At 70.6% G+C, this 24,184-nt stretch carries 24 protein-coding genes; 17 read left to right on the top strand and 7 right to left on the bottom strand.

Annotated features, from left to right (window positions below):
* Positions 1-43 precede the first annotated feature (43 nt).
* The 3 genes from ACFRKB_RS18930 to dgoD all read left to right on the top strand — a co-directional run bounded on the left by ACFRKB_RS18930 (position 44) and on the right by dgoD (position 2,961).
* Complete coding sequence (locus ACFRKB_RS18930; RefSeq protein ID WP_383107077.1) at positions 44-694, top strand: bifunctional 4-hydroxy-2-oxoglutarate aldolase/2-dehydro-3-deoxy-phosphogluconate aldolase; 651 nt, start codon at positions 44-46, stop codon at positions 692-694.
* A complete protein-coding gene (locus ACFRKB_RS18935) occupies positions 691-1,653 on the top strand; it encodes a sugar kinase (protein ID WP_383107078.1) in 963 nt (320 codons plus the stop codon). Before ACFRKB_RS18930 ends, ACFRKB_RS18935 begins: the two co-directional genes overlap by 4 nt.
* 162 nt (positions 1,654-1,815) lie before the next feature.
* The gene (gene dgoD, locus ACFRKB_RS18940; protein ID WP_383107079.1) at positions 1,816-2,961 is read left to right on the top strand and encodes a galactonate dehydratase; all 1,146 of its coding nucleotides are present in this window, start codon (positions 1,816-1,818) and stop codon (positions 2,959-2,961) included.
* Here the strand turns inward: dgoD and ACFRKB_RS18945 are convergent.
* A complete protein-coding gene (locus tag ACFRKB_RS18945; protein WP_383107081.1) occupies positions 2,944-4,059 on the bottom strand; it encodes a LacI family DNA-binding transcriptional regulator in 1,116 nt (371 codons plus the stop codon). The genes dgoD and ACFRKB_RS18945 overlap by 18 nt on opposite strands.
* A 185-nt stretch (positions 4,060-4,244) precedes the next feature.
* Between ACFRKB_RS18945 and ACFRKB_RS18950 the strand changes: the two genes are divergently transcribed.
* The 7 genes from ACFRKB_RS18950 to ACFRKB_RS18980 all read left to right on the top strand — a co-directional run bounded on the left by ACFRKB_RS18950 (position 4,245) and on the right by ACFRKB_RS18980 (position 12,193).
* A complete protein-coding gene (locus tag ACFRKB_RS18950) occupies positions 4,245-5,171 on the top strand; it encodes a carbohydrate ABC transporter permease (RefSeq protein WP_383107082.1) in 927 nt (308 codons plus the stop codon).
* Between the two features lie 3 nt (positions 5,172-5,174).
* Positions 5,175-6,164 carry a carbohydrate ABC transporter permease gene (locus ACFRKB_RS18955; RefSeq protein WP_383107084.1) on the top strand — a complete coding sequence of 330 codons (990 nt, stop codon included), beginning with the start codon at positions 5,175-5,177 and terminating at the stop codon, positions 6,162-6,164.
* A gap of 126 nt (positions 6,165-6,290) precedes the next feature.
* Entirely contained in the window at positions 6,291-7,625 is a 1,335-nt protein-coding gene (locus ACFRKB_RS18960; protein ID WP_383107085.1) for an ABC transporter substrate-binding protein, read from the top strand.
* 187 nt (positions 7,626-7,812) lie between these two features.
* Positions 7,813-8,385, top strand: coding sequence for a dihydrofolate reductase family protein (locus ACFRKB_RS18965; RefSeq protein ID WP_383107087.1), 573 nt, complete (start codon positions 7,813-7,815; stop codon positions 8,383-8,385).
* A 50-nt stretch (positions 8,386-8,435) separates the two neighbouring features.
* On the top strand, positions 8,436-8,813 hold the full coding sequence (locus tag ACFRKB_RS18970) for a VOC family protein (protein WP_383107088.1): 378 nt from the start codon (positions 8,436-8,438) through the stop codon (positions 8,811-8,813).
* A 114-nt stretch (positions 8,814-8,927) separates the two neighbouring features.
* On the top strand, positions 8,928-10,211 hold the full coding sequence (locus ACFRKB_RS18975) for a magnesium transporter MgtE N-terminal domain-containing protein (RefSeq protein ID WP_383107090.1): 1,284 nt from the start codon (positions 8,928-8,930) through the stop codon (positions 10,209-10,211).
* On the top strand, positions 10,208-12,193 hold the full coding sequence (locus ACFRKB_RS18980) for an NRAMP family divalent metal transporter (RefSeq protein ID WP_463291741.1): 1,986 nt from the start codon (positions 10,208-10,210) through the stop codon (positions 12,191-12,193). The genes ACFRKB_RS18975 and ACFRKB_RS18980 overlap by 4 nt, the downstream gene beginning before the upstream one ends.
* Here the strand turns inward: ACFRKB_RS18980 and ACFRKB_RS18985 are convergent.
* Together ACFRKB_RS18985 and ACFRKB_RS18990 are read right to left on the bottom strand one after the other, a co-directional pair.
* Entirely contained in the window at positions 12,095-12,667 is a 573-nt protein-coding gene (locus tag ACFRKB_RS18985; protein WP_383107092.1) for a hypothetical protein, read from the bottom strand. The two genes, ACFRKB_RS18980 and ACFRKB_RS18985, sit on opposite strands and share 99 nt — an antisense overlap.
* A gap of 60 nt (positions 12,668-12,727) precedes the next feature.
* Positions 12,728-14,968, bottom strand: a complete 2,241-nt coding sequence (locus ACFRKB_RS18990; protein ID WP_383107094.1) for a heavy metal translocating P-type ATPase — start codon at positions 14,966-14,968, stop codon at positions 12,728-12,730.
* 101 nt (positions 14,969-15,069) lie between these two features.
* Between ACFRKB_RS18990 and ACFRKB_RS18995 the strand changes: the two genes are divergently transcribed.
* The 5 genes from ACFRKB_RS18995 to ACFRKB_RS19015 all read left to right on the top strand — a co-directional run bounded on the left by ACFRKB_RS18995 (position 15,070) and on the right by ACFRKB_RS19015 (position 20,566).
* Positions 15,070-15,477: an ArsR/SmtB family transcription factor gene (locus ACFRKB_RS18995; protein WP_383107095.1), complete on the top strand. Its 408-nt coding sequence runs from the start codon at positions 15,070-15,072 to the stop codon at positions 15,475-15,477.
* Positions 15,470-17,548, top strand: coding sequence for a heavy metal translocating P-type ATPase (locus ACFRKB_RS19000; protein ID WP_383107097.1), 2,079 nt, complete (start codon positions 15,470-15,472; stop codon positions 17,546-17,548). Before ACFRKB_RS18995 ends, ACFRKB_RS19000 begins: the two co-directional genes overlap by 8 nt.
* 74 nt (positions 17,549-17,622) lie before the next feature.
* Positions 17,623-17,988: a BlaI/MecI/CopY family transcriptional regulator gene (locus ACFRKB_RS19005; protein WP_383107098.1), complete on the top strand. Its 366-nt coding sequence runs from the start codon at positions 17,623-17,625 to the stop codon at positions 17,986-17,988.
* Positions 17,985-18,887: a M56 family metallopeptidase gene (locus ACFRKB_RS19010; protein WP_383107100.1), complete on the top strand. Its 903-nt coding sequence runs from the start codon at positions 17,985-17,987 to the stop codon at positions 18,885-18,887. The genes ACFRKB_RS19005 and ACFRKB_RS19010 overlap by 4 nt, the downstream gene beginning before the upstream one ends.
* 176 nt (positions 18,888-19,063) lie before the next feature.
* Positions 19,064-20,566, top strand: a complete 1,503-nt coding sequence (locus tag ACFRKB_RS19015; RefSeq protein WP_383107101.1) for a CehA/McbA family metallohydrolase domain-containing protein — start codon at positions 19,064-19,066, stop codon at positions 20,564-20,566.
* 91 nt (positions 20,567-20,657) lie between these two features.
* Here the strand turns inward: ACFRKB_RS19015 and ACFRKB_RS19020 are convergent, their stop codons facing one another.
* Both ACFRKB_RS19020 and ACFRKB_RS19025 read right to left on the bottom strand, forming a co-directional pair.
* Entirely contained in the window at positions 20,658-21,224 is a 567-nt protein-coding gene (locus ACFRKB_RS19020; RefSeq protein ID WP_383107103.1) for an Rv1733c family protein, read from the bottom strand.
* Entirely contained in the window at positions 21,221-21,592 is a 372-nt protein-coding gene (locus ACFRKB_RS19025) for a cupin domain-containing protein (RefSeq protein ID WP_383107338.1), read from the bottom strand. The genes ACFRKB_RS19020 and ACFRKB_RS19025 overlap by 4 nt, the downstream gene beginning before the upstream one ends.
* A 228-nt stretch (positions 21,593-21,820) precedes the next feature.
* On the opposite strand from ACFRKB_RS19025, the gene ACFRKB_RS19030 reads away from it, so the two are divergent.
* A complete protein-coding gene (locus tag ACFRKB_RS19030) occupies positions 21,821-22,516 on the top strand; it encodes a helix-turn-helix transcriptional regulator (protein ID WP_383107339.1) in 696 nt (231 codons plus the stop codon).
* 18 nt (positions 22,517-22,534) lie between these two features.
* Here ACFRKB_RS19030 and ACFRKB_RS19035 read toward each other — a convergent pair whose 3' ends face one another.
* Both ACFRKB_RS19035 and ACFRKB_RS19040 read right to left on the bottom strand, forming a co-directional pair.
* Entirely contained in the window at positions 22,535-22,915 is a 381-nt protein-coding gene (locus ACFRKB_RS19035) for an ArsC/Spx/MgsR family protein (protein ID WP_383107105.1), read from the bottom strand.
* 43 nt (positions 22,916-22,958) lie between these two features.
* Positions 22,959-23,222: a hypothetical protein gene (locus ACFRKB_RS19040; protein WP_383107107.1), complete on the bottom strand. Its 264-nt coding sequence runs from the start codon at positions 23,220-23,222 to the stop codon at positions 22,959-22,961.
* Between the two features lie 246 nt (positions 23,223-23,468).
* Here ACFRKB_RS19040 and ACFRKB_RS19045 point away from each other — a divergent pair, with 246 nt between their 5' ends.
* Positions 23,469-24,140, top strand: a complete 672-nt coding sequence (locus ACFRKB_RS19045) for a hypothetical protein (protein ID WP_383107108.1) — start codon at positions 23,469-23,471, stop codon at positions 24,138-24,140.
* The last annotated feature ends 44 nt before the right edge of the window (positions 24,141-24,184 follow it).

The following is a 24,184-nucleotide window of genomic DNA, read 5'->3' on the forward strand; positions in this document are numbered from 1 at the left end:
GCTCCCGTCCCGACTCCCGCCCCGACGAGCAGGAATGCGTGTCATGACAGACCTGAACCAAGCCCTCGCGGACGCCCCCGTGATCGCCATCCTGCGCTCCGGCACGGCCGTACGATTCGCCGAAGTGGCGGACACCCTCCATCGATCCGGCGTCCTTGCCGTGGAGTTCACGCTCACCACGCCAGGAGCGCTGGGCGCGCTGCGCGAGTTCGCGGGCACGAAACCCGCCGGGCTCGCGCTGGGCGCGGGTACGGTCACCACTCCCGCCGACGCGCAGCGCGCGGTGGAGGCCGGTGCCCGCTACCTCATCACCCCGGCGGTCTGCCTCGACGTCATCGCCGAGGCCGGCCGGCTCGGAGTCCCCGTACTCCCGGGCGCGTTCACCCCGAGCGAGATACTCGCGGCATGGCGGGCGGGCGCGGCGATGGTCAAGCTCTTCCCCGCCTCGGTGGGCGGCCCCTCGTACCTGCGGTCCGTACGCGCGCCACTGCCCGACATCCCCCTGGTCCCGACCGGCGGCATCGCCCTCGATCAGGCGCCCGACTACCTGACGGCCGGGGCCACCGCCCTCGGCATGGGCAGCCCGCTGGTCGGTGACGCGTGCGAGGGCGGCGACCTGGACGCCCTCCGGGAGCGGGCCCGGACGCTCCTGGACGGCGTGCGCACGGCCCGGCGAACCGCGATCACCTCGTGACCGGGGAACGGACACCGACCGCGTTCGTCACCCTCGGCGAGGCGATGGCCGTCGTGGCGGCGACCGAGCCCGGCCCCCTCGCCTCGGGGGCCCCGCTGCGGCTCGCGTTCGCCGGTGCCGAGGCCACGGTCGCGATCGGCGTCCGCCGACTCGGGCACAGCGCGTCCTGGACCGGTCGGGTGGGCGCCGACAGCGCGGGCACGATGATTCTCGGCGGGCTGCGGGCCGAGGGAGTCGACATCACGCGCGCCCGCGTCGAGGCGACCGCGCCCACCGGGCTCATGCTGCGCGAGCGCCGTACCAGCGACCACACCCGCGTCACCTACTACCGCCACGGGCTGGCCGGTACGCGTCTCGCGCCCGAGGACGTCGACGAACGACTCGTCGCCGGGGCGCGAGTTCTGCATATCACCGGCATCACGCCCGCACTCGGCCCGTCCGCGCGAGCCGCCGTGCACCGTGCCGTCAGCATCGCCCGGGGCGCGGGGGTCACGGTGTCCCTGGATCTCAACTACCGGGCGCTGCTGTGGTCCCGGGCGGAGGCGTCCGCCGAACTCTCCGGACTCGTAGCGCGGGCGGACATCGTCTTCGCGGGACCGGAGGAGGCCTCGCTGATCGTCGCGGACGGCGAACCCGCCGAGTTGGCGCGCTCCCTCCTCGCCGCGGGACCGCGCGAGGCGGTCCTGAAGCTCGGCGCCGACGGAGCCCTCGCCGCCACCCGCGACGGCGAGGAGGTCACGCGGGGCATCGTGCCGCTGACATGCGTGGAACCCATCGGGGCCGGGGACGCGTTCGTCGCGGGCTACCTCGCGGGGCTCCTCGACGGCGCGCCCGTCCACGACCGACTGCGTCTCGGAGCGACTTGCGGGGCGTTCGCCGTCTCCGTCCACGGCGACTGGGAGGGCCTGCCCCGTCGCGCGGAGCTGGGCCTTGCCGACGGTGCCGATGTCACCCGCTGAGCCGCGCGACCGGACAGGGCCTGGGCGAGTGAGTCCGGCCCGCCCGTCAGGAACTCGATCTGCCCATCAGGAACTGCGCCTGCCCGTCACGAACTTGGCCTGGCCGTCAAGAACCCGGCCCGCCCGTCACGAACTCGGCCTGCCTTTCACGAAGGAGCCCCAGTGAAGATCACGTCTCTGCGCACATATCTGGTCGCACCCCGCTGGTGCTTCCTCCGTATCGACACCGACGAGGGCATCACGGGCTGGGGCGAACCCGTCGTCGAGGGCCGCGCCCACACCGTGGCCGCCGCTGTCGCGGAGTTGTCGGACTATCTCGTCGGCCAGGATCCGATGCGGATCGAGGACCACTGGCAGGTCCTCACCAAGGGCGGCTTCTACCGGGGCGGCCCCGTCCTCTCCAGTGCGGTGGCCGGCATCGACCAGGCGCTGTGGGACATCGCGGGCAAGGCGCTGGGCGTACCGGTCTGGCAGTTGCTCGGCGGTCACGTACGCGACCGGGCCCGCGTCTACAGCTGGATCGGTGGAGACCGTCCGACCGATGTCGCCGAAGCTGCGGCGGCACGCAAGGCCGAGGGCTTCACGGCGATCAAGATGAACGCCTCCGCGCAACTGCGCCCCCTCGACACCCCGGCGGCCGTGCACGAGATCGCCGACCGCGTGGCGAGCGTACGGGAGGCGGTCGGCGACACGTTCGACATCGCCGTGGACTTCCACGGCAGGCTCACCCTCCCCATGGCACGCCGGGTGCTTCCCCTGCTCGAACCGTATCTGCCGCTCTTCGTCGAGGAGCCGGTCGTTCCGGAACTGAGCGAGCACATCGGCGACGTCGTACGGTCGACCTCCATTCCCATCGCGACCGGCGAACGGCTCTACTCGCGCTGGGACTTCAAGCAGGTGCTCCAGCAGGGAATCGCCGTGGCACAGCCGGATGTGTCGCACGCCGGCGGCATCTCCGAGGTACGGCGGATCGCGGCGATGGCCGAGGCGTACGACGTGTCGCTCGCCCCGCACTGCCCGCTGGGCCCCCTCGCGCTCGCCGCCTGCCTCCAGGTGGGTTTCGCGACCCCGAACCTGCTCATCCAGGAGCAGAGCCTGGGGATCCACTACAACGCGGGCTCCGATCTGCTCGACTATCTCGTGGACCCGACGGTGTTCCGGTACGAGGACGGGCACGTGGCCCTGCTGACGGCGCCCGGACTCGGCATCGAGGTCGACGAGAAGGCGGTCGAGCGCGCCGCGGAGACGGGACACCGCTGGCGGAACCCTGTCTGGCGCCGCGACGACGGCTCACTGGCCGAGTGGTGAGACGACCCCCACGCCCCCCGCGGTGTCCGACGGACACGCGGCCGTGCTCCGGCGTACGACCAGACGGGTCGGTACGAGCGTCGTACCGCCCTCCACCGCCTCACCGCGCAGTTCCCGCAGCACGGCGTCGACGCACAGCTCCCCGACCTTGGCGAAGTCCTGGTGGACCGTTGTCAGCGGCGGGATGAAGGAAGCGGCCTCCGCTATGTCGTCGAAACCCACGACGCTGACGTCCTCCGGCACACGTCTGCCGCGCTCGTGCAGCGCCCGCAGCACGCCCAGGGCCATCTGGTCGTTCGCCACGAACACCGCCGTGCAGCCGGGCTCCGCCGCCAGCCGGAGGCCCGCCTCGTAGCCGGATTCGGCGGTCCAGTCGCCGCGCAGCGGGGGCGGCACCTCGCGCCCCCGCTCGCGCAAGGCCGCCTCCCAGGCGACCTCGCGACGGCCCGCCGCGAACGACTCCTCGGGGCCCGCCAGGTGCCAGACCGTGCCGTGGCCGAGGTCCAGCAGGTGCCGCACGGCCGTACGCGCGCCCTGCTGCTGATCGGTGTCCACCACGTGGAACCGGTCACCGGCGTCGGAGTCCACGACGACGACCTTCACATGCGGCGGCAGCGCCGGCGATGTCGTGTCGAGCAGGTGCACCTCCATGATCAGGACGACCGCGTCCACCGCGAGCTCGTCGAGCCGTGTGAAGGCCCCCCTGACGTTGTCCTGGGTCGGCGCGTCGAGCGGGATCAGCGTGACCGCGTACCCCGCGCGGGACGCGCAGTTCGCGATGGCCTCCAGGGTCCGCACATTGCCGGTGCTGGAGAGGCTCATCGTGATCACGCCGATGGTCCGGAAGTCGCCGCGTTTGAGGGCGCGGGCCGCGCTGTTGGGCCGGTAGCCGAGCTCCTTCATGGCGTCCAGCACTCTGCGCCGGGTGTTCTCGATGACGGCCGGGTCTCCGTTGGAGACGCGGGAGACCGTCTGCGACGAGACGCCGGCGACCCGCGCGACGTCCGCCATCGAGACGCGGCGCCGACGCCCATTCGCGGCTCGCGGGCCCCCGCCGTCGACCGTCTTCGCGAGAGCGGCCGTGTCCTTCTCCGTCATCGAAATCCCTTCCGTTCACTACCGCTTCGTTCTTGACGGCCCCCAGCGGGAGTGCCACCATCACGCTACCGATGATTACGTAAACATTTCCCATCGGGCCAGCCTCCGCCGGGCCGTTCCCGGCCCGAAGGCCCTCTCCCTCCCTTGCTCCGTACCGGTCGGCCCACCGACACAAGGAACCAGCCATGACGCTCCTGCCGACGCCCGCGAAGGCAGTATCACCACCCCGTCCACGAGCGCGATTCCACGTCCGCGAGCAGGCCCTCGCCGGCTGGGGATTCGCCGGTCCGTTCGTCGCCGTCTTCGCGCTCGTCTTCCTCGCGCCGATCGGATACGCCCTGTACCTGAGCCTATTCCGGGATCGGTTGATCGGTGGAACGTCCTTCGTGGGCCTGGACAACTACACCCAGGCGCTGACCGACGCACGGTTCTGGGAAGGACTGGCCAGGGTCGGGCTCTTCCTGGCGGTACAGGTGCCGATCATGCTGGGTATCGCGCTGCTGGTGGCGCTCGCGATCGACAGCGGCCGGCTGTACGGCAAGGGCTTCTTCCGTATCTCGATCTTCCTGCCGTACGCCGTACCGGCCGTGGTCGCCGGCCTCATGTGGGGCTTCATCTACGGCACCAGATTCGGCCTGGTGGGCAACATCAACGACGCCTTCGCCGTCTCACTGCCCGACCCGCTCTCCCCGTCGCTCGTGCTCGCCTCCATAGGCAACATCGTGACCTGGGAGTTCGTGGGGTACAACATGCTGATCTTCTACTCCGCGCTCAAGGTCGTCCCACGATCGCTGTACGAGGCGGCGGCGATCGACGGAGCCGGCGAGTGGCGGGTCGTGGCCTCGGTCAAGCTGCCGGCCATCCGCGGCTCCCTGGTCATCGCGACGATCTTCTCCGTCATCGGAAGCTTCCAGCTCTTCAACGAGCCGAGCATTCTGCAGAAGCTCGCCCCGAACGCGATCACGACCGATTTCACCCCCAACCTGTACACCTACTCGCTGTCCTTCTCCGGCCAGCAGCACAACTACGCAGCGACCGTGGCGATCGTGATGGGTGTCATCACCGCGATCATCGCCTACTCCGTCCAGCTGCGCGGCATGCGGAAGGGCTGAGCCATGAGCGCGCGAGTCTCCAGCGTCCCGTCGAGCCCCACCGGTCCCACCGGCCGGAGGGACGCCACGGAACCGGCCGGCTCCCCCGGGACGGCCCACTCCGCCGGCACCCCGGTCCCGCCCCGCCGCCGTCGCTCCCACACCCCGCTCAACCCCCGCCCCAGCGTCCCTCTCACCCTCCTGACCGGGCTGGTCCTCGTCTACACACTGCTCCCGCTCGCCTGGCTGGTCATCAACGCGACCAAGGACCAGAAGGACCTGCTCGACTCCTTCGGACTGTGGTTCGGCAAGGACGTCAGACTCTGGGACAACATCTCCCGCACGCTGTCCTACGACGACGGCGCCTTCGTCCGCTGGCTGCTGAACACCCTGCTGTACGTCGCCGTGGGAGCGGGTGGTGCCACGATCCTCGCCGTCCTCGGCGGCTATGCACTCGCCACGTACGAATTCCCCGGCCGCCGCGCCGTGTTCGCGGTCGTCATCGGTGCCGTGGCCATACCGGGCACGGCCCTGGCGGTGCCGACGTTCCTGATGTTCAGCGGTATGGGACTGACCAACACCCCCTGGGCCGTCATCATCCCCTCGCTCATCTCACCGTTCGGGCTCTACCTGATGTGGGTGTTCGCCGCCGAGGCCGTACCCGCCGAACTCCTCGAAGCGGCCCGCATCGACGGCTCCGGCGAGCTGCGTACGTTCTTCCGGATCGCACTGCCGTTGCTGATGCCGGGCACGGTCACCGTGCTGCTGTTCTCCATGGTCGCGACCTGGAACAACTACTTTCTGCCGCTGATCATGATCAAGGACCCGGACTGGTACCCGCTCACACTCGGGCTCAACGCCTGGAACGCCCAGGCACAGACCGCGGGCGGCGAGCCCGTTTTCGATCTCATCATCACCGGCTCCCTGCTCACGATCGTGCCGATCGTCGCGATCTTCCTCGTGCTCCAGCGCTACTGGCAGTCCGGCCTGGCCGCGGGCAGCGTCAAGGAGTGACCCGGCCCCACCCGTTCGTTCCGCGCCGCTCCCTGTTCCCCGTCCTCCTTCCCGTTCCCGTCCCCGTTCCCGTTCCCCCGCTTCTGCCCCCTCTCCCACCCGCACACCGAACCAGGAGCACCCTCCATGAGAACGAACAGCACCCGCCGGCTTCTCGGTGCCGTTGCCATGGCCTGCGTGATGGCCCTCGGGGCGACCGCCTGCGGCTCGTCCGACCCGGCCACCGACGGCGGCAGTCCGGAGGACGTCACGTCCGCACTGGAGAAGGGCGGAAAGGTGACGGTGTGGGCCTGGGAACCCACACTGAAGAAAGCCGCGGCCGACTTCGAGAAGAAGTACCCCAAGGTGGATGTCGAACTCGTCAACGCCGGCACCGGCGACAAGCAGTACACCGCGCTGCAGAACGCCATCGCGGCCGGCTCGGGCGCCCCCGACGTGGCGCAGGTCGAGTACTACGCCCTCGGCCAGTTCGCCATCGGCAAGTCCGTGCAGGACCTCGCCGGCTACGGCGCGACCGCGTACGACAAGACCTTCACCAGCGGTCCCTGGAACGCGGTGACGTACGACAAGTCCATCTACGCCCTGCCGATGGACTCGGGCCCCATGGCGCTGTTCTACAACAAGAAGGTCTTCGACAAGCACGGCGTCGAGGTCCCGACGACGTGGGACGAGTACGTCGAGGCGGCGCGCACCCTGCACAAGGCCGACCCCAAGATCTTCATCACCAACGACACCGGCGACGCGGGCGCCACCACCAGCCTCATCTGGCAGGCCGGGGGCCGCCCTTACAAGACCGACGGCACCAACGTCTCGATCGACTTCGGGGACGCCGGCACCAAGACCTACACGAACACCTGGCAGAAGCTGCTCGACGAGGACCTGCTCGCCCCGGTCACCTCATGGAGCGACGAGTGGTACAAGGGGCTGGCCGACGGCAGCATCGCCACGCTGGCCATAGGCGCCTGGATGCCCGCCAACTTCACCTCGGGCGTCGCGTCCGCCTCCGGTGACTGGCGGGTGGCTCCCCTCCCGCAGTGGACCGAGGGCGACAAGGCCGGCGCCGAGAACGGCGGCAGCTCCCTCGCCGTACCGAAGGCCGCCGAGAACAAGGAACTGGCGTACGCGTTCATCGAATACGCGACCACGGGCGCCGGCGCCTCGGCCCGTATCGCCGAGGGCTCGTTCCCGGCCACCAGGGCGGACCTGGAATCGAAGACGTTCCTGGAGGCCGCGTTCCCGTACTTCGGCGGCCAGCAGGCCAACAAGATCTTCGCGGACTCGGCCGACAACGTCGGCACCGGCTGGTCGTACCTGCCGTACCAGGTCTACGCGAACTCCGTCTTCAACGACACCGTGGGCAAGGCGTACATCTCCTCGACGCCCCTGAGCAAGGGGCTGGAGGAGTGGCAGCGGGCGAGTGTCACATACGGCACCGACCAAGGGTTCAGCGTCAACAAGTAGTCCGTTCATGAGCGAGCGGCCGTACCGGAGGGGTCCGGTACGGCCGCTCGCCCGTTCCTCCGAAAGCTTTTCTCGTCTTGACAAATTTTTTTGTCGGACGGATTCTGGAGCGGGAAGCGTCCCCGGCCCCGCCCACGCCAGACACCAGACACCAGACACCAGACACCAGACACCGAGGAAACCCACCATGCGCACCCTGATCAGCTCCGCCTTCATCTCGCTCGACGGCGTCATGGAGAGCCCGGGCGGCGAACCCGGCTACCGCAATTCCGGATGGACCTTCAAGGACGTCGAGTTCGTCCCCGAGGCGTTCGACATCAAGGAGCGGGAGCAGCGGGAATCCACCGCGATTCTGATGGGCCGGGCGAGCTACGAGGCGTTCAGCCCGGTGTGGCCGGACATGGATGAGTTCGCCCGCTACAAGACCATGCCGAAGTATGTCGTCTCCACCACCCTCGCCGAGGACAAGCTCGTCTCGGACTGGGGCGAGACCACCATCCTGCGCTCGCTCGACGAGGTCGCCGCCCTCAAGGAGACCGACGGAGGCCCGATCATCGTCCACGGCAGCATCGCCCTCAACCACAGCCTGGCCGACGCCGGTCTGATCGACCGCTACCACCTGCTCGTCCACCCGCTGCTGCTCGGCGCGGGCAAGCGCCTGTTCCCCGCCACCGACAAGGACACCCAGAAGCTCAAGCTCGTCGAGCACGCCGTGTACACCAACGGCCTCCAGCTGAACGTCCTCGACGTCGTCCGCTGACCGGGCCCGGACGACACCCGGCCGCTCCGGTGAACGCCTAGGATCTGGCCGTGATCGCTGACCTTCAGTGCGTGGTACTGGACTGCCCCGATCCGGGGCAACTCGCCGAGTTCTACCAGTCTCTCCTCGGCGGCACCGTCAATCAGCAGGACCGGCGGTGGGCGCTCGACGAGGACTGGGCGACGCTGCACTCGCCCTCCGGTCCGGTGCTCGCCTTCCAGCGGGCGGCGGATTACCGGCCGCCGCGGTGGCCCGACCCGGCCCGGCCTCAGCAGTTCCATCTGGACTTCGGTGTTCCGGACCTGGACCGGGCCCATGAAGAGGTTCTGGCCCTGGGCGCGACCGTACTGGATGCCGGCTCCGACGGCCGGGGCTGGAACGTCTACGCGGACCCGGCGGGGCACCCTTTCTGCCTGGTCCGGCACTGATCCGCCTGGTCCGGCACTGAGCGCACCGGGGGTACACGACCTCCACTGGCGCGCAAGGGGCTGGATGGCCGTGTCCTCGATTGCGGTTCCGGCCGCCGTGCCTACGTTGGGCTTGTGGGTCGCGACTTGTATCTGGCGGAGCTGCTGCGTCGGCCGCTGTTGGGCAAGGACGGTGAGACGGTGGGCCGTCTCTCCGATGTCATCGTGCGTCTGCGGGGCCGGAATTACCCACTGGTCACGGGGCTTGTCGCGCGGCTGGGCGGGCGGGAGGTCTTCCTGCCCGGGGAGCAGGTGGCGAGCTGGGAGGCCGGGGGGATCACGCTGGCCAGCCGGAGGGTGAACCTGGGCGGCTTCGAGCGGCGTGAGGGCGAGGTGCTGCTGCGCGCGGATGTTCTGGGGCACCGGGTGATCGATGTGCCGGCGGCCGAGTTCGTCCGGGCCTACGACCTCGTTCTGGAGCGGACGCCCGAGGGCCTGGTGGTCACCGGCTTGAACACACATCGGCCACGTCGGCTCACGCGTCTGCTGGGCGGTGGTGGCGAGCACGACCGGGGGGACTGGAGAGACTGGAAGTCTTTCGAGCCGCTCATCGGTCACGCGCGTTCCGCCCCGGTCAGGAGGGTGTTCGGGCGGCTGGGCCGGCTGAAGCCGGCGGACATCGCCGATCTCCTCGAAGAGGCCAGTCGTACCGAGTCCCACGAGATTCTCCAGACGGTCCACAGCGACCCGGAGCTCGAAGCCGATGTGTTCGAGGAACTGGAGCCGGATTCGCAGATCCGGCTGCTCCGTGAGCGGTCCGACGCCGAGATCGCGAAGGTGATCGCCCGGATGCGCGCCGACGACGCGACGGACGCCGTCAACGAATTGCCGCAGGCCAGGCGGCAGCCCGTGCTCGACGCGTTGCCGGCCAGACAGCGCGTCAAAGTCCTGACGCTGATGGGCTTCAATCCCTCCAGTGCCGGGGGTCTGATGGCGCTGGACGTACTCACCGCCGCGCCCGGCAGCACGGCGGCCGAGGTGCTGCGGGAGGCGGGCGGATCACGTGCCCTGCAGCCCGAGGTGCTGACCACCGTGTATCTGACCGGCGAGGGGGACCGGCTGACGGGGGCGGTCGCACTGGTGGATCTCCTGCAGGCGGATCCGGCGGCGCGGCTGGAACAACTGGCGGACGCCGACCCGGTGCGCGTCGTACCGGACACCGACATCGAGGATGTCGCCCTCCTGATGACGGACTACAACCTGCTGACCGTTCCGGTCGTCGACGACGAGGACCGGATCCTGGGTGTGATCACCGTCGATGACGTTCTGGAAGTGATCATTCCGTCGGACTGGCGCCGACGTGGCCACGCACCGCGTCCGCCGGGCCGCCCCGAGCGTGAGAGTCCCGCTTCCCCATGAGCGAGGACGAAGCGCCCGAAGGTGAGGATCACCGTCCGGAGCGGCCCCCGCCGTCGGAGCCGCCCCCGCCGCCGAAGCGGCCCCCCTCCCCCGAGCCTCCGTCACCGGAGCCTCCCGCGTCTCCGAAGCTCCCGGACCATGCCGGTCCGCTCGACGGCGCGCACCCCGCGAAACGGCCCGCCACCCCGGCCGCACCGGAGCCTCCGGAGAGACAGGAGGAACCCCGCCCCGCGGAGAAACCGGAGCGGCCCCTTGCCCCGGAGCGGCCCCACGCCCCGGAGCGGGCCCGTCCGCAGGGCCGGCCGGAGCACCGTACCGACACCGGGTACGAGAAGGCCGCCCCTCGTCCGGTGCCGCCTGCCGCCGAGGTGGGGCAGCCCGGCGCGGTACGGGGCCTCGCCCCACCGGACGAGATCCGCGGGGCTCTCGGCCGCGTTCCGAACACAGCCGGTGAGGGCGGTCGTCCCGGTGTGCGAACGCGCATGCTGACCCTGCTGGCGATTGTCGGCCCCGGGCTCATCGTCATGATCGGTGACAACGACGCGGGCGGCGTGTCCACGTATGCCCAGGCCGGCCAGAACTACGGGTACTCGCTGCTGTGGGTGCTGCTGCTGCTCATCCCGGTCCTGGTGGTGAACCAGGAGATGGTGGTGCGGCTGGGCGCGGTCACCGGCGTCGGCCACGCGCGGCTGATCATGGAACGGTTCGGCCGGTTCTGGGGCTGGTTCAGCGCCGGTGATCTCTTCCTGCTGAACTTTCTGACGATCGTGACCGAGTTCATCGGTGTCTCACTGGCCGCCGGTTACCTGGGCCTGTCGCGGTATGTCGCCGTACCGGCCGCCGCCGTCGTCCTGATCGCGGTGGTGGCCAGCGGTTCCTTCCGCCGCTGGGAGCGGGCGATGTTCGTCTTCATGGCGCTGAGTCTGCTGATCGTCCCGCTGACGCTGCTGTCGGAGCCCCGGTGGGGACAGGCCGCGCACGACTTCGTCGTCCCCAGCGTCGAGGGGGGCGTGAGCAGCAACTCCGTACTGCTGATCATCGCGATCGTCGGCACCACGGTCGCGCCCTGGCAACTGTTCTTCCAGCAGTCCAACGTGATCGACAAACGCATCACCCCCCGCTTCATCGGATACGAACGCGCCGACACCGCCATCGGCGCCCTCGTGGTCGTGGCCGGGGCGGCGGCTCTCATGATGGTCGCCGACTTCGCCGTCCGGGGTACCGGGGCGCAGGGCCACTTCACCGACGCCGCCGGAATCGCGAACGCACTGGACCGGCACGACCACGCCTTGGGGACGATGTTCGCCGTCATCCTCCTGGACGCCAGCATCATCGGCGCGGCGGCGGTCACCCTGGCCACCAGCTACGCCTTCGGAGACGTCTTCAATCTCCGCCACTCCCTGCACCGCGGCTTCCGCGAGGCCAAGCAGTTCTACACCTCCTACAGCCTGCTGGTCCTGGTCGCCGCCGCCATCGTCCTCATCCCCGGAGCGCCGCTGGGGCTCATCACGGAGGCGGTGCAGGCGCTGGCGGGGCTGCTGCTGCCCTCGGCGAGCGTGTTCCTTCTGCTGCTGTGCAACGATTCCGAGGTCCTGGGCCCCTGGGTCAACCCCCGCTGGCTGAACGCGCTCGCCACCGTCATCATCGCCGTACTGCTGCTGCTGTCCGGCACTCTGATGGCCACCACGCTCTTCCCGGCCCTTGACGTCGCCCGCCTCGTCACCTGGCTCGCGATCGCGCTGGTCATCGGCCTGGCCACCGCGGCGGCGACCATGTTCACCACCCGGCGCCGCTCACCCCGGCCCCGGAAGCCCGTCATGACGCACGCCGACAAACTCGCCTGGCGCATGCCACCCGTGACACTGCTCAGACCCGTGCGCTGGTCACCGGGGACGAGGCTGGGTATGACGGTGCTGCGCGGCTACCTGATCCTCAGCGTCCTGCTTCTGCTGTTCAAGGCGGTCCGCCTCGGCGGCGCCTGAAGCGGTCCGCGGCCTCCTGCCCGCGGCTCCCACCAGGACCTCGGCGACATCAAGGGGGACATCCAGGCAGCGGACGATCCATTCCGCGTCATGGCCATGGCTCGCGAGGACCCAGGCGGAGTACACCCGGTTCATACGGGCCGTGTCGCACTGTCCCAGCCGCTCGCCGACCTCGGCGAACGGGAAGCCGGCCAGGGTCTCGGCGGTGAACCGCATGTCCTCGTCCGCGCCGCCCCGTTCCGGCCGGGGACGGTGCCGTGCCGCGTACCAGTGGCCGCACAGCCAGCCCATCCCGATCACCAGCACCACAGCCAGCAGACCGGAAACAGCCACCCCCACCAGCGGCCGGTCGGACGCGGGCCCCACACTCACAGCGACCTCCGCCAGCACGGCAAGCACCAGCACCACCAAGAGGACGATGCCCTCCCGGTGCCGGCCGAGCCGCGAGACACCCAGGTGCCGTTCCTCCGCCACCACTCCATTCTCCCGCAATCCCGGTGCGAGCGTGGCGCGGGCCGGGCGGCACGGGGGGGGTCAGCGCAGAGTCCGGAAGCGGCGCAGCCGCAGGCTGTTGGAGACGACGAAGACCGACGAGATCGCCATCGCCCCTCCGGCGATCATCGGGTTGAGGAGACCGAGGGCGGCCAGTGGCAGCGCGGCGATGTTGTAGGCGAACGCCCAGAACAGGTTGGCCTTGATCGTACGAAGGGTGCGACGGGCCAGCCGGATCGCGTCCGCCGCCGCGCGCACGTCGCCCCGTACCAGCGTCAGATCGGACGCGGCGATCGCCGCGTCGGTGCCGGTACCCATCGCCAGACCCAGATCGGCCTGGGCAAGCGCCGCCGCGTCGTTGATGCCGTCGCCGACCATCGCCACCACCCGGCCCTCCCCCTGAAGCCGCCGGACCTCGGCGACCTTGTCCTCGGGATGGACCTCGGCGAGCACCGTGTCGATACCGACCTCGGCCGCCACGGCGCGGGCCGCCGCCGTGTTGTCGCCCGTCAGCAGGATGGGCGTGAGGCCGAGCCGCTTCAGGTCGGCCACCGCTTCGGCGCTGGTCGTCCTGACGGTGTCGGCGACCACGAGCGCGCCGCGTATCTGCCCGTCCCAGGCGGCGAAGACGACGGTACGCCCCTCCGCCTCCGCCCTGTCCCGTGCGCCGGACAGCTCAGGGGGCAGGGGCTTCGCCCGCTCGTCCAGCCAGGAAGCGCGCCCCGCGAGGACGGTGCGGCCCTCGACCCGGCCGGTCACACCACGCCCCTGGGTGTTCGCGAAGCCGGTCACCGGCGGGAGGTCGCGCAGCCGTTCGCGGGCGGCGGCGGCGATCGCGGCGGCGATGGGGTGCTCGCCGGCGTCCTCCAGCGCACCGGCCAGCCGCAGGACCTCGTCCGCCTGCTCGCCCTCGGCGGGTACGACGTCGACCAGACGCATCCTGCCCTCGGTGACGGTGCCGGTCTTGTCCAGGACGACGGTGTCGATGCGCCGGGTGGACTCCAGTACCTCGGGGCCGCGGATGAGCAGCCCGAGCTGGGCGCCTCGCCCGGTGCCGACCATCAGCGCGGTGGGCGTGGCCAGCCCCAGCGCGCACGGGCAGGCGATGATCAGCACGGCGATGGCGGCGGTCAGCGCGGTGGCGGTGGCGGCCCCGGTCAGCAGCCAGCCGGCGAACGTGCCGACAGCCAGGGCGATGACGACCGGCACGAAGACCGCGGAGATCCGGTCGGCCAGCCGCTGAACAGCTGCTTTGCCGGTCTGCGCCCGCTCCACCAGCGCGGCGATCTGCGCCAGCTCGGTGTCCGCCCCGACCCGCGTCGCCCGTACGACCAGTCGGCCGTGGCTGTTGAGGGTGGCTCCGGTGACGGCCGCGCCCGGCTCGACCTCCACCGGCACGCTCTCCCCGGTCAGCAGCGACTCGTCCACCGCCGAGGCACCCGCGACGACCTCCCCGTCGGTGGCGATCTTCTCCCCGGGACGTACGACAAAGAGGTCACCGACGGCCAACTCCTCGACCGGGATACGTACTTCACTCCCGTCACGGAGCACCGCGACGTCCTTGGCCCCCAGGTCCATCAGTGCCCGGATCGCGTCCCCGGCCCGCCGCTTGGCCCGCGCCTCGAAGTACCGGCCGGCCAGTAGGAAGACGGTCAGCACAACGGCGACCTCCAGATACAGCTGCGCGCCGCCCGCGATCAGCGTGCCCACGCTCCAGAGGTAGGCGGCCAGCACCCCGAGCGAGACCAGGGTGTCCATCGTCGCCGCCCCGTGCCGCAGGTTCAGCGCCGCTGCCCGGTGGAACGGCCAGGCACCCCAGGCGACGACCGGAGTCGCCAGGGCGAGCGCGCCCCACTCCCAGCCCGCGAAGTGCAGCGCGGAGATCATCGACACGACGACCACGGGCAGCCCCAGGAGGGCCGAGGCGATCACTCGACGGCGCAGTCCGGCTATGTACGCACTCTCCGCGTCGACCTCAGCGCCGTCCGTGTCGAGCGTCGCACCGTCCGTGTCGACAGCCGCGGTCCTCTCCTCGACCTCGGCCCTGGCCCCGGCCACTTCCGCGCCGTAGCCGATGTCCCGGACGGCGGCCACCAACTCCGCCACCCTGACTTCGGGGCTCTCCCGTGTGACATGCGCGGTCGCGGTCGCGAGGTTGACCGTGGCGCTGACCCCGGGCAGCCTGCCGAGCCTCCGCTCGACGCGCGCCACGCACGAGGCGCACGTCATACCGGTGATCGCCAGCTCTACGGGGTGGCCTGTGCCGGTGTCCGTCGTCGCCATGGTGGGGGCTCCTTCCTGTTCCATTCTCGGCCCGCGGTGTCGGCGCCGCGCTCGTTGATTCACTCTGTGCTTAATTCAGCGACTGCTGTACCGTCACCTCCATGGAGACAAGTCGAACGAGCGGCCCCGCGGTCGCGGTGAACGCGGCCGCGCTGGCCCGGGTCGGTACGGCGCTGGCGGATGAGAACCGGCGCCGACTGCTGCTCGCCCTGCTGGAAGCGCCGGCGTATCCGTCGGATCTGGCCGAGCGTCTGAGCATGACGCGCGGCAATGTGTCCAACCACCTGTCCTGCCTGCGGGGCTGCGGCCTGGTACGCACCGTGGCGGTGGGACGGCGGGTGCGCTACGAACTGGCCGACCCCAAGCTCGCGCACGCGCTGGCGGACCTGGCCGCGCTGGTGCTGCTGGTCGACCCGCGGGACACGTCCGAGCAGGCGTGCGCGCCGGACGACTACCACTGCACGGCCGACGAGGCCGTCGCCGAGGATCCGGGGATACGTCATGGCTGACGCCTGCTGCGGAACCGACAGCCGCGCCACGGCACAGACCACCGGCGCCTCCGACGCACCCGCGGCGGTGTGGCAGGTCAGGGAGCTACAGGCGGCCGCCGTCGCCGGTGTGCTGCTGCTCGCCTCACTGCTCGTGTCCGGTGCCCGGCTGTCCGGTGTCTGGGCCACAAGCCTGGAGCTGGCAGCCCTGGCTGTTGGTGCGGCCACTTTCGTGCCGGGTACCCTGCGCGCGCTGCTGCGTGGCCGGCTGGGCGTCGGGCTGCTGATGACGATCGCGGCCGTCGGCGCGGTGGCGCTCGGCGAGTTCGGTGAGGCCGCCGCGCTGGCGTTCCTCTTCTCCATCGCCGAGGGCCTGGAAGGCTACGCCGTGGCCCGTACCCAGCACGGGCTGCGCGCCCTGCTGGACCTGGTGCCGCCCACCGCGACCGTGTTGCGTGACGGTGCCGGGACCGAGGTCGCCCCCGCCGACCTGCGCGTCGGGGACGCGCTCCTGGTACGCCCCGGCGAGAGGGTCGCCACCGACGGTGTGGTGGTGGCGGGGCGCGGTGCGCTGGACACCTCGGTGGTGACCGGCGAGTCGGTGCCGGCCGAAGTCGGGCCCGGATCCGAGGTGTTCGCCGGCACGGTCAACGGCGCGGGCGTGCTGGAGATCAGGGTCACGGCCACCGCCGAGGACAACTCCCTCGCCCGCCTGGTGCACATCGTGCACGAGGCGCAGGAACGCCTGGGCTCCAGCCAGCGTCTCGCCGAGAGGTTCGCCCGTCCCCTGGTACCCGGCGTCCTCGTGCTCGCCGCCCTCGTGGCCGCGCTGGGCAGCCTGTTCGATGATCCCGGCGTGTGGCTCGAACGGGCCCTGGTGGTGCTGGTGGCCGCGGCACCATGCGCGTTCGCGCTGTCCGTGCCGGTCGCGGTCGTCGCCGCGATAGGCGCCGCCTCCAAGGCCGGCGTACTGATCAAGGGAGGCGCCGCCGTCGAGGCCCTGGGCAGGGTCAAGGTCGTCGCCCTCGACAAGACCGGCACGCTCACCCGTAACGAACCCGCCGTGATCGAGGTGACCACCGCGCCCGGCGTGGACCGCCGTCAGGTACTGGCCGTGGCCGCCGCGCTGGAGGCCCGCAGCGAACACCCGCTCGCCTCGGCCGTCCTCGCCGCCGTCGACACCACGACAGTGACCGCCGGGAGTGACGTGGAGGCGGTACCCGGCAACGGGCTGCGTGGCACGGTCCATGGCCGCGAGGCCCGGCTGGGCAAGCCCGGTTTCATCGGCCCAGGCGTTCTCACGGACGAGGCGACCCGGCTCCAGGACGCCGGAGCCACCGTGGTCCTCGTCGAGCACGACGCCACACTGCTGGGTGCCATCGCCGTACGCGACGAAGTCCGCCCCGAGGCGGCCGAAGCGGTCGCGATGCTCAAGCGCCAGGGTGTGGCGGTGGTCATGCTCACCGGCGACAACTCCCGCACCGCCGCCGCGATAGCCGCCGCTGCCGGGATCACCGACGTACGCGCCGAACTCCTCCCCCAGGACAAGGCCCGGATCGTCACCGAGTTGAAGGCGCTTGGCCCGGTGGCCATGGTCGGCGACGGCATCAACGACGCCCCCGCACTCGCCACGGCCGACGCCGGTGTGGCCATGGCGGCCATGGGCAGCGATGTCGCCGTCGAGGCCGCGGATGTCGCGCTCATGGGCGAGGACCTGCGCCGCCTCTCCGACGCGGTCGCCCACACCCGTGCCGCCCGCCTCATCTTCACGCAGAACCTGCTGATGTCCGGCGCCATCCTGGCCGCCCTGGTGCCCCTGGCCGCCACCGGCGTCCTCGGTCTGGCCGCCGTGGTCGCCACCCACGAACTGGCCGAGGTCCTGGTCATCGGCAATGGCATCCGCGCCGGACGCAAGCGCCACCTGCCGCATCACGCCCCACTGCGCACCACGCACCGGGCGACGGCCACCGTCCGTGTCCCCGCCCGCGTACCCGACGGAGTTCCCGGCCGCGTTCCCGCCCGAGGTCCGGACCGTGCCGCCGTCCACGTAGCGGCAAAGGCTTGTACCGGTGACTGTTGTCAACGCCAGTGACACCGCTCTGACGCCGATCGACCGCGTCTATCATGGCCGTTGACGCGAAGGCGGTTGCGGAGAGGACACGGGGTATGCGGTGGCTGGGGGATCTTGAGGCCGAGATCTTGGACTGCCTGTGGAAGTGGGGCAGACCCGCCACGGTCCGTGAAATCGTCGACGACATCAACACCCGCAGGCCGTCGGCCTATTCGACCGTGATGACCGTGGCCACCATCCTCTACAACAAGGGCTGGCTGACCCGCGAGAAGCAGGGCCGTGCCTGGCTCTACACGCCGGTGCGCAGCCGGGAGGCGTACTCGGCGGCTCTGATGGAGGACGCGCTGGGGGCCAGCGAGGACCGGCCCGCCGCTCTGGCGTACTTCGTCGAGCGGATGACCGACGAGGAAGTGGCCGCGTTGCGCGAGGCGCTCAGGACCGCCGACCGTAGCGTCGAATGAACGCCGCTCCCGCTCTCCTCGGTTACGCGGCAGCCGTTGGCTGGGTCGCACCGCGTGTGATGCTGCGGAGCAGCTGGCCACACCGCTCCCCCGCGCTCGCCGCGACCGTGTGGATCGCGTTCGCGGCCTCCTTCTCGCTGTGCGTCGCCCTTGCCGCGCTCCATCTCGCCACCCCGAAGGCGCACTTGCACGGCATCCTCTACTCGTGCCGGGTGGCCTTGGGGATCGGCCCCGCCGACGCGGGAGCGATGGAGCACATCGGCATCGCGGCCTCGGCGGTGGTGGTGACCGCCCATGTGGTGAGTTTCGCCTTCCACGCGTCGCGCGCTCGCGGGGCGCGCAACAGTCACCGCAGAATCCTGGACAAGATCGGCCGCCCGTCGGAGGGACTGCGGGCCACGGTGGTCGACCACGAGGTACCGGCCGCCTACTGTCTTCCGGGCCGCCGTCCCAGGATCGTCCTCAGCACAGGGGCGGTTGAGCTGCTCTCCCCGGCGGAGCTCGGCGCCGTGGTCGAACACGAGCGGGCGCATATCGCCTGCCGCCATCACCTGGTGATCGTCGCCGCCCAGGCCTTCGCCACGGTCTTTCGCCGGCTGCCGCTGGCCCGGCACCTCCGTGAGCAGATTCCGCTTCTGCTGGAGATGGCCGCCGACGACCGGGCTCTGCGCAGCTATCCGCACGGGGTGCTGGCCACCGCCATGTTCGAAATGGCGTCAGGAGCCGCCACACCCCGGGGCACGCTGCCCGCCGGAGGCCCTACGGTCCTCGTCCGGCTCCGGCGGATCCTGGGACCGGCGCGGTGTGCGCACCCGGCCCTCCGCGGAGTCATGGCCGCGACCGCCGTCATGACGCCCCTGCTCCCCCTGCTGCTCGCGTGCCCTCCCGGGCTGGGCTGAGACTGACCGCGGTCAACCACCGCGATCAACCAGCGAAGTCAACTTCCGCACGGATTCTTTACGGAGTGCCGGAGTTGGCTGTTTTCCATGCTCCCCGTCTTTGTTCACGCTGCGTTCGGTTTGTTGTCCCAGGCTCGGTGATCGCCCCCCTTGAACGTTGAACGAAAGGTTCCATCGTGAAGGACAGGAACAGCGAAGATCCGGAGTACGCGGCGATCTCGCGGCGCCGGCTGGTCAAGTTCGCCGGCGTCGGGGCGACGTTGGCGGCCGCGAGCCCGCTGGTCGGCGGCGGTACGGCGTGGGCGCGTGACGAGGACGACCAGAAGCAGGGCGGGCCCGACAACTCCCGCAACCGGGTGTGGCGGGCCGGTGACCACCATGTGCACTCGGAGTACAGCGGTGAGTTCGACACGTCGACGAACCCGCCCACGTTCCACAAGGGTGCCGACGCCGTCTACCCGATCGTCACCAACGCCATCATGGCCAAGCACTTCGGCCTCAGCTGGGTGATGTGCACCGACCACGGCGGGCCGACGCACTCGAAGGTCAACCTGGAGCAGGCCTACCCCGACCTGCTGCGTTCGCGCGTACTCGTGCCCGGCGTCCTCCAGTTCTGGGGCATGGAGTTCGACGCCCCGGCGCTGGACCACCACACGCTGATGATTCCCCACCACAGCGACGAGGCACAGCAGCTGTTCGAGCTGGAGAGCCGCTTCGCCAAGTACGACGCTTTCCCCACCGACAGCGGCCGTGACACCGAGTCCAAGATGATCGAGTTCCTCAAGACCGCGAAGGACATGCGGCGCAAGCCGTTGGTGATCGCCCACCACGCCTCGCGTTCGGCGACCGGTCTCGGCGTCTACGGACAGGACACACCGCGCGAGTTCCGCAACGGCAACAACGCCGCGCCGGAGATCTACGTCGGCTTCGAAGGCGCTCCCGGCCACCAGGCCGGCCCGCTCAACGGCGGCGCGCGCGGTGGCTACGGCAACTACCCGACCCACGGTGGCTTCGACCAGATGACGGCGCGCGTCGGCGGGCTCTGGGACGCGCTGCTCGGTGAGGGCCGGCGCTGGTGGATCACCGCGACGTCGGACTCGCATGTGCACTGGACGCGTGGCGGTTCGGACTTCTGGCCGGGCGAGTACAGCAAGACGCATGTGCTGGCCAGGCAGGACTACGCCGACATCATGGACGGACTCCGCAACGGCCGGATCTGGGTCGGGACCGGGGATCTGATCACCAGCCTCGATCTGACCGCGAGCAACCGCGGCAACGACGCCGCGGTGGGCGAGACGCTCACCGTAAGCCGCCGCAACCGCACCGATGTTGAGATCGAGATCAGGTTCCGGCCGCTGGAGGGCAAGAACGCCAACGGCGACCGCCCGGAGGTCCGGCGCGTCGACCTGATCGTCGGCGAGATCACCGGCCCGAGCGCCAGCCTCGACACCGACACCAACCCGACCACCAAGGTGGTGGCCCGGTTCGGCCCGAGCGACTGGCACAAGCAGGGCAAGGAGTACGTCATCCGGCACACCCTGCGCAATGTGGAGAGCGACCTCTACGCGCGCGTGCGCGGCACGAGCACGGACGAGGCCGAGCCGCTCGCGGACGGTAAGGAGAGCCCCTGGGACGACCTGTGGTTCTACTCGAACCCCGTCTTCGTCCAGGTGCGCTGAGGAGTAGAGAAGGAGCACGTGGCCGCCGGTGTCAAAGCCGGTGGCCACGGTGCGGCGGGCTCAGGTGCGGCGGGCTCAGGTCCGGTGGCGCTCAGGTGCGGTGGGGGCGCCACTTCGGGCCGACAATCCGCCATTCGCGGTCCAGTTGTGACGCGCGGCGCCTGGCCAGGCGGACGTGAAAGAGGACGAAGCCGGCCGTGACCAGGGCCGCCGTTCCCGTGGCGGCCAGGGTCCCGAAGGTCAGGGCACGCATCCGCAGTCCCCGGTCAGGGTTCTCCCGGATCCTGTCCGAGCCGTCGAGCCAGACGGTGGTATGACGGCCGGCGGGCGTGTTGGGCATCACCCAGGCGAGTCCGCCGCGCCGGGTTCCGTCCGCGGCGCGCCACTCCACCGTAGCCCGCACCTGGTCGGAGCGGCTCACCTCGTCCGCCGGCGCCGGCGCGGGCGCTTTCTCCGTGAGGACGGCGGAGACGCTGTACCAGTCCGCGGGGACGCGTGGGCCCGCTGCCGCCACGCTCATGCCGGTGGCCACGCCGACGAGGGGCGCACCGACCACCAGCAGGAGACCTGAGATGAGCACGGCCCATGCCTCGGCCCGGTCGGTACCGCGCTTGAGAGGGTTTCGGCGCCAGCGCCAGAATGTCCGACCGGTGCTCATGCTCCGCCCTCGGAGGGCCTGATCTGTATGCCGGGACGGCGCCGGTGGACGGTGAGGTAGGAAAGCCCGTCGGCGTGTGCGGTGATGGCGCGGACGCTTCCGCGTGGCAGCCAGATCAGGGTCCCCTCGGCGAGGGGCTTGGGGCCTTCGGCTGTTCCGAGTGTGCCGGTGCCGGCGACGACCAGGAGAAGGACATCCAACTCCGTTTCGGCATGGGTCTCGACGCCTTGGCGGGGCGGAAGATGCACGAGATTGGCGTCCAGTTGCCGTCCGCCTTCGGCGAGTTTCCACAGAGCGCCGGCCGGAGCGGGGAGGAGACCGGTCAACTGGCGGACATCACACAGGACGCTGGGTGTGGGCTCCGCGATCGCGCCCGCGTCCGCGCCTGTGTCTTCGCCTGTGTCCGCGTCTCCGTCGGATGCCGGTGTCACCGCGTCCCCTCTCGTACCGTTCAGCTCCGCACTATTATTACATGTGCAATTGGTAGAAATGTATAGTCGGGATCGACGGGCACGCCGCGACCTGGGCGATCGCCCAACAGCCTGCCGTCGAGGGAGGACTACCATCTGCCGCAAGGAAAGGTAAGGGTGACAGACATGGCTCGTGAGCCCGAGCGCGATCGGGAAACCCCGCGCCGCCGTGCGTTGCTCGACGCGCTGCGCGACGCCGGCACTCCACTGGGCGTTACCGAGATCGCCGAACGGGTCGGGATACACCCCAACACGGCCCGCTTCCACCTGGACGCACTGGTGACCCAAGGCGCGGTGGAGCGCGAGCAGGAGGAGTCCTCCGGACCGGGACGCCCTCGGACCGTCTACACCCCCCGCCGCGGGATGGACCGTGGCGGGAAGCGCGGCTACCAGCTGCTGGCGCGGATCCTGCTGAGCCGGCTCGCGTCGACAGGTCCGGACGCCGAGCCCGCGGCCATGGAGACGGGCCGTCTCTGGGGGCGCCATCTGATCGACCCGGCCCCGCCGTTCCATCGGATGAGCCACGGTGAAGCGGTGGAGCGGGTCTCCGGGCTCCTCGCGGAGCTGGGCTTCGAGCCGGCCGTCGACGGCGGCGACGGTGACAGCGGTGACGGCGGCGGAACACCCCATCGCATCCGTCTGCGGCACTGCCCGTTCCTGGAGCTCGCCGAGGAATTCCAGGAGATCCTGTGCCCACTCCATCTGGGCATGCTCCAGGGCTCGTTGGCCGAACTACGCGCACCCGTCACCGCCACGCGCCTCGAACCGTTCGCTCAACCCGACGTCTGCCTGGCCCACTTGACCCCCGTTCCTGTCGCGTAGGCCTGTCCGGCCGAGCCGTCAGGCGTGGTCGGACCGCCGGGCCGGGGACAGGACGGAACGGACGGCCGCCTCGGTCCGGGCGACCACGGCGGTGCCGTCGTCGGCGGTGATGATCGGCCGTTGGATCAGTGACGGGTGCTCGGACAGCGCGGTGATCCACCGCGCGCGGTCGGTGGCCTCACGGCTCCACGTGTGAAGGCCGAGCTCCGTCGCGGCGATCTCGCCGGTACGGGCGATGTCCCACGGTTCCAGCCCGAGCCGGGTGAGGACGTCCTCCAGTTCCGCGGCGGTGGGCGGGTCCTGGAGGTAGCGCCGCACCGTGTACGCGGCCCCCTCCTCGTCCAGCAGGGACAGTGCCGACGCGCACTTCGAGCAGGCGGGGTTGATCCAGATTTCCACGGGTGCGGTCCTTGGGGTCATGGCGTGCGCCGCCGATTCGATGTCACTCATAAGTACAGGACGCGCGGGAGGGAAGAGCCTCGCCGCAGCGGCTGCAGTAACTCACGAGCAACAGGACATCGAGGTCCGGCTCGGCGTGCTCCTCGACCGCGGCGGCGCCGGGTGGCAGGCGAACCACGGTGGCGTCCAACTGACGGCCCGCCTCCGCGAGCCGCCACAGCGCCCCGCCCCGCTCCGCGGCCACCCGCGCGAGGCAGTCGTCGATCTGGACCAGTACCTGGGGCACATCGCGGGTGGGCGACATCACGACCGCCTCCTGTGGACCGATGAGCACTCGCATCGTACAAGCGGTCACCCGGCTCTGAATATTCGCGCTCTGACCTGCGGAGAGGCGATGTACCCCGAGGGCGTGGAGGGCTGCCAGGAGCGGGGCCCACCCTCAGGGGAGGCGGCGCGGGAGAGCGGATACGATGCCAAGGCGCGCGGATATCGAGGCCGCGCCACGACGCTCCCCGTCCTTCCCGAAGGCTTACTTCCCGAAAGCTCCGACGCAATGCGACCGCTCCGTCCGACACGTTTCGCCTCCCCGGCGACCGGGGCGTTGCGCGGGTTGCGGGCGGGCGTGCTCGCTGTGCTGTGTGTGCTGCTGCCACTGGCCGGGCATGCCCTGTCGCAGGGCCACGCGCCCCGGTGGATCATCGTCGCGGGGGTCGCCGCGGTTGTCGTTCCCAGCACGGTGGCGCTGACGCGTCACCGGCTGACCGACGGACAGGTCGTCGGTGTCCTCGCGGCCGCGCAAGTGGCGTACCACGCCGCGTACTCGCTGCCCGGTGCCTGCCGGGCGGTGGCGGGGGAAGGCGGGGCTGCCTACGGGCTGCCCGTTGTCGTCGAGCACAGCACGGCCGCCGGGCCGCCGCCCGCCGTGCTGCTGGCCGGGCATCTGGTGACGCTGGTCATCGGCGCCCGGCTGCTGGGGGTCACGGAACGACTGCTGTGGCAGAGCAGGCCGTTGCTGATGGCCGTGGGGCATCTGCTGCTGTTCATCTGGCCGTTGTCGCGCACCACTCATCGGCAGGGCCCGGACCTGGACATCCGGGGAGAGGTCGCACTGCTGAAGTCAGCCGTGCTGGCGCGGCTGTACGCGGGCAGAGCGCCTCCCCGTCATGGGCTCGCTCCCTTCGCCCTTTCCCGGCCGGCGCTGATCGGCGGTCCCTGTCTGCCTTGACGGGCAGGACGGTGGAACCGCCCCCGTCGGGCGGGTCCTTCCGT

The sequence above is a fragment of the Streptomyces scopuliridis genome (assembly GCF_042790125.1).
GTDB lineage: Bacteria > Actinomycetota > Actinomycetes > Streptomycetales > Streptomycetaceae > Streptomyces > Streptomyces scopuliridis_A.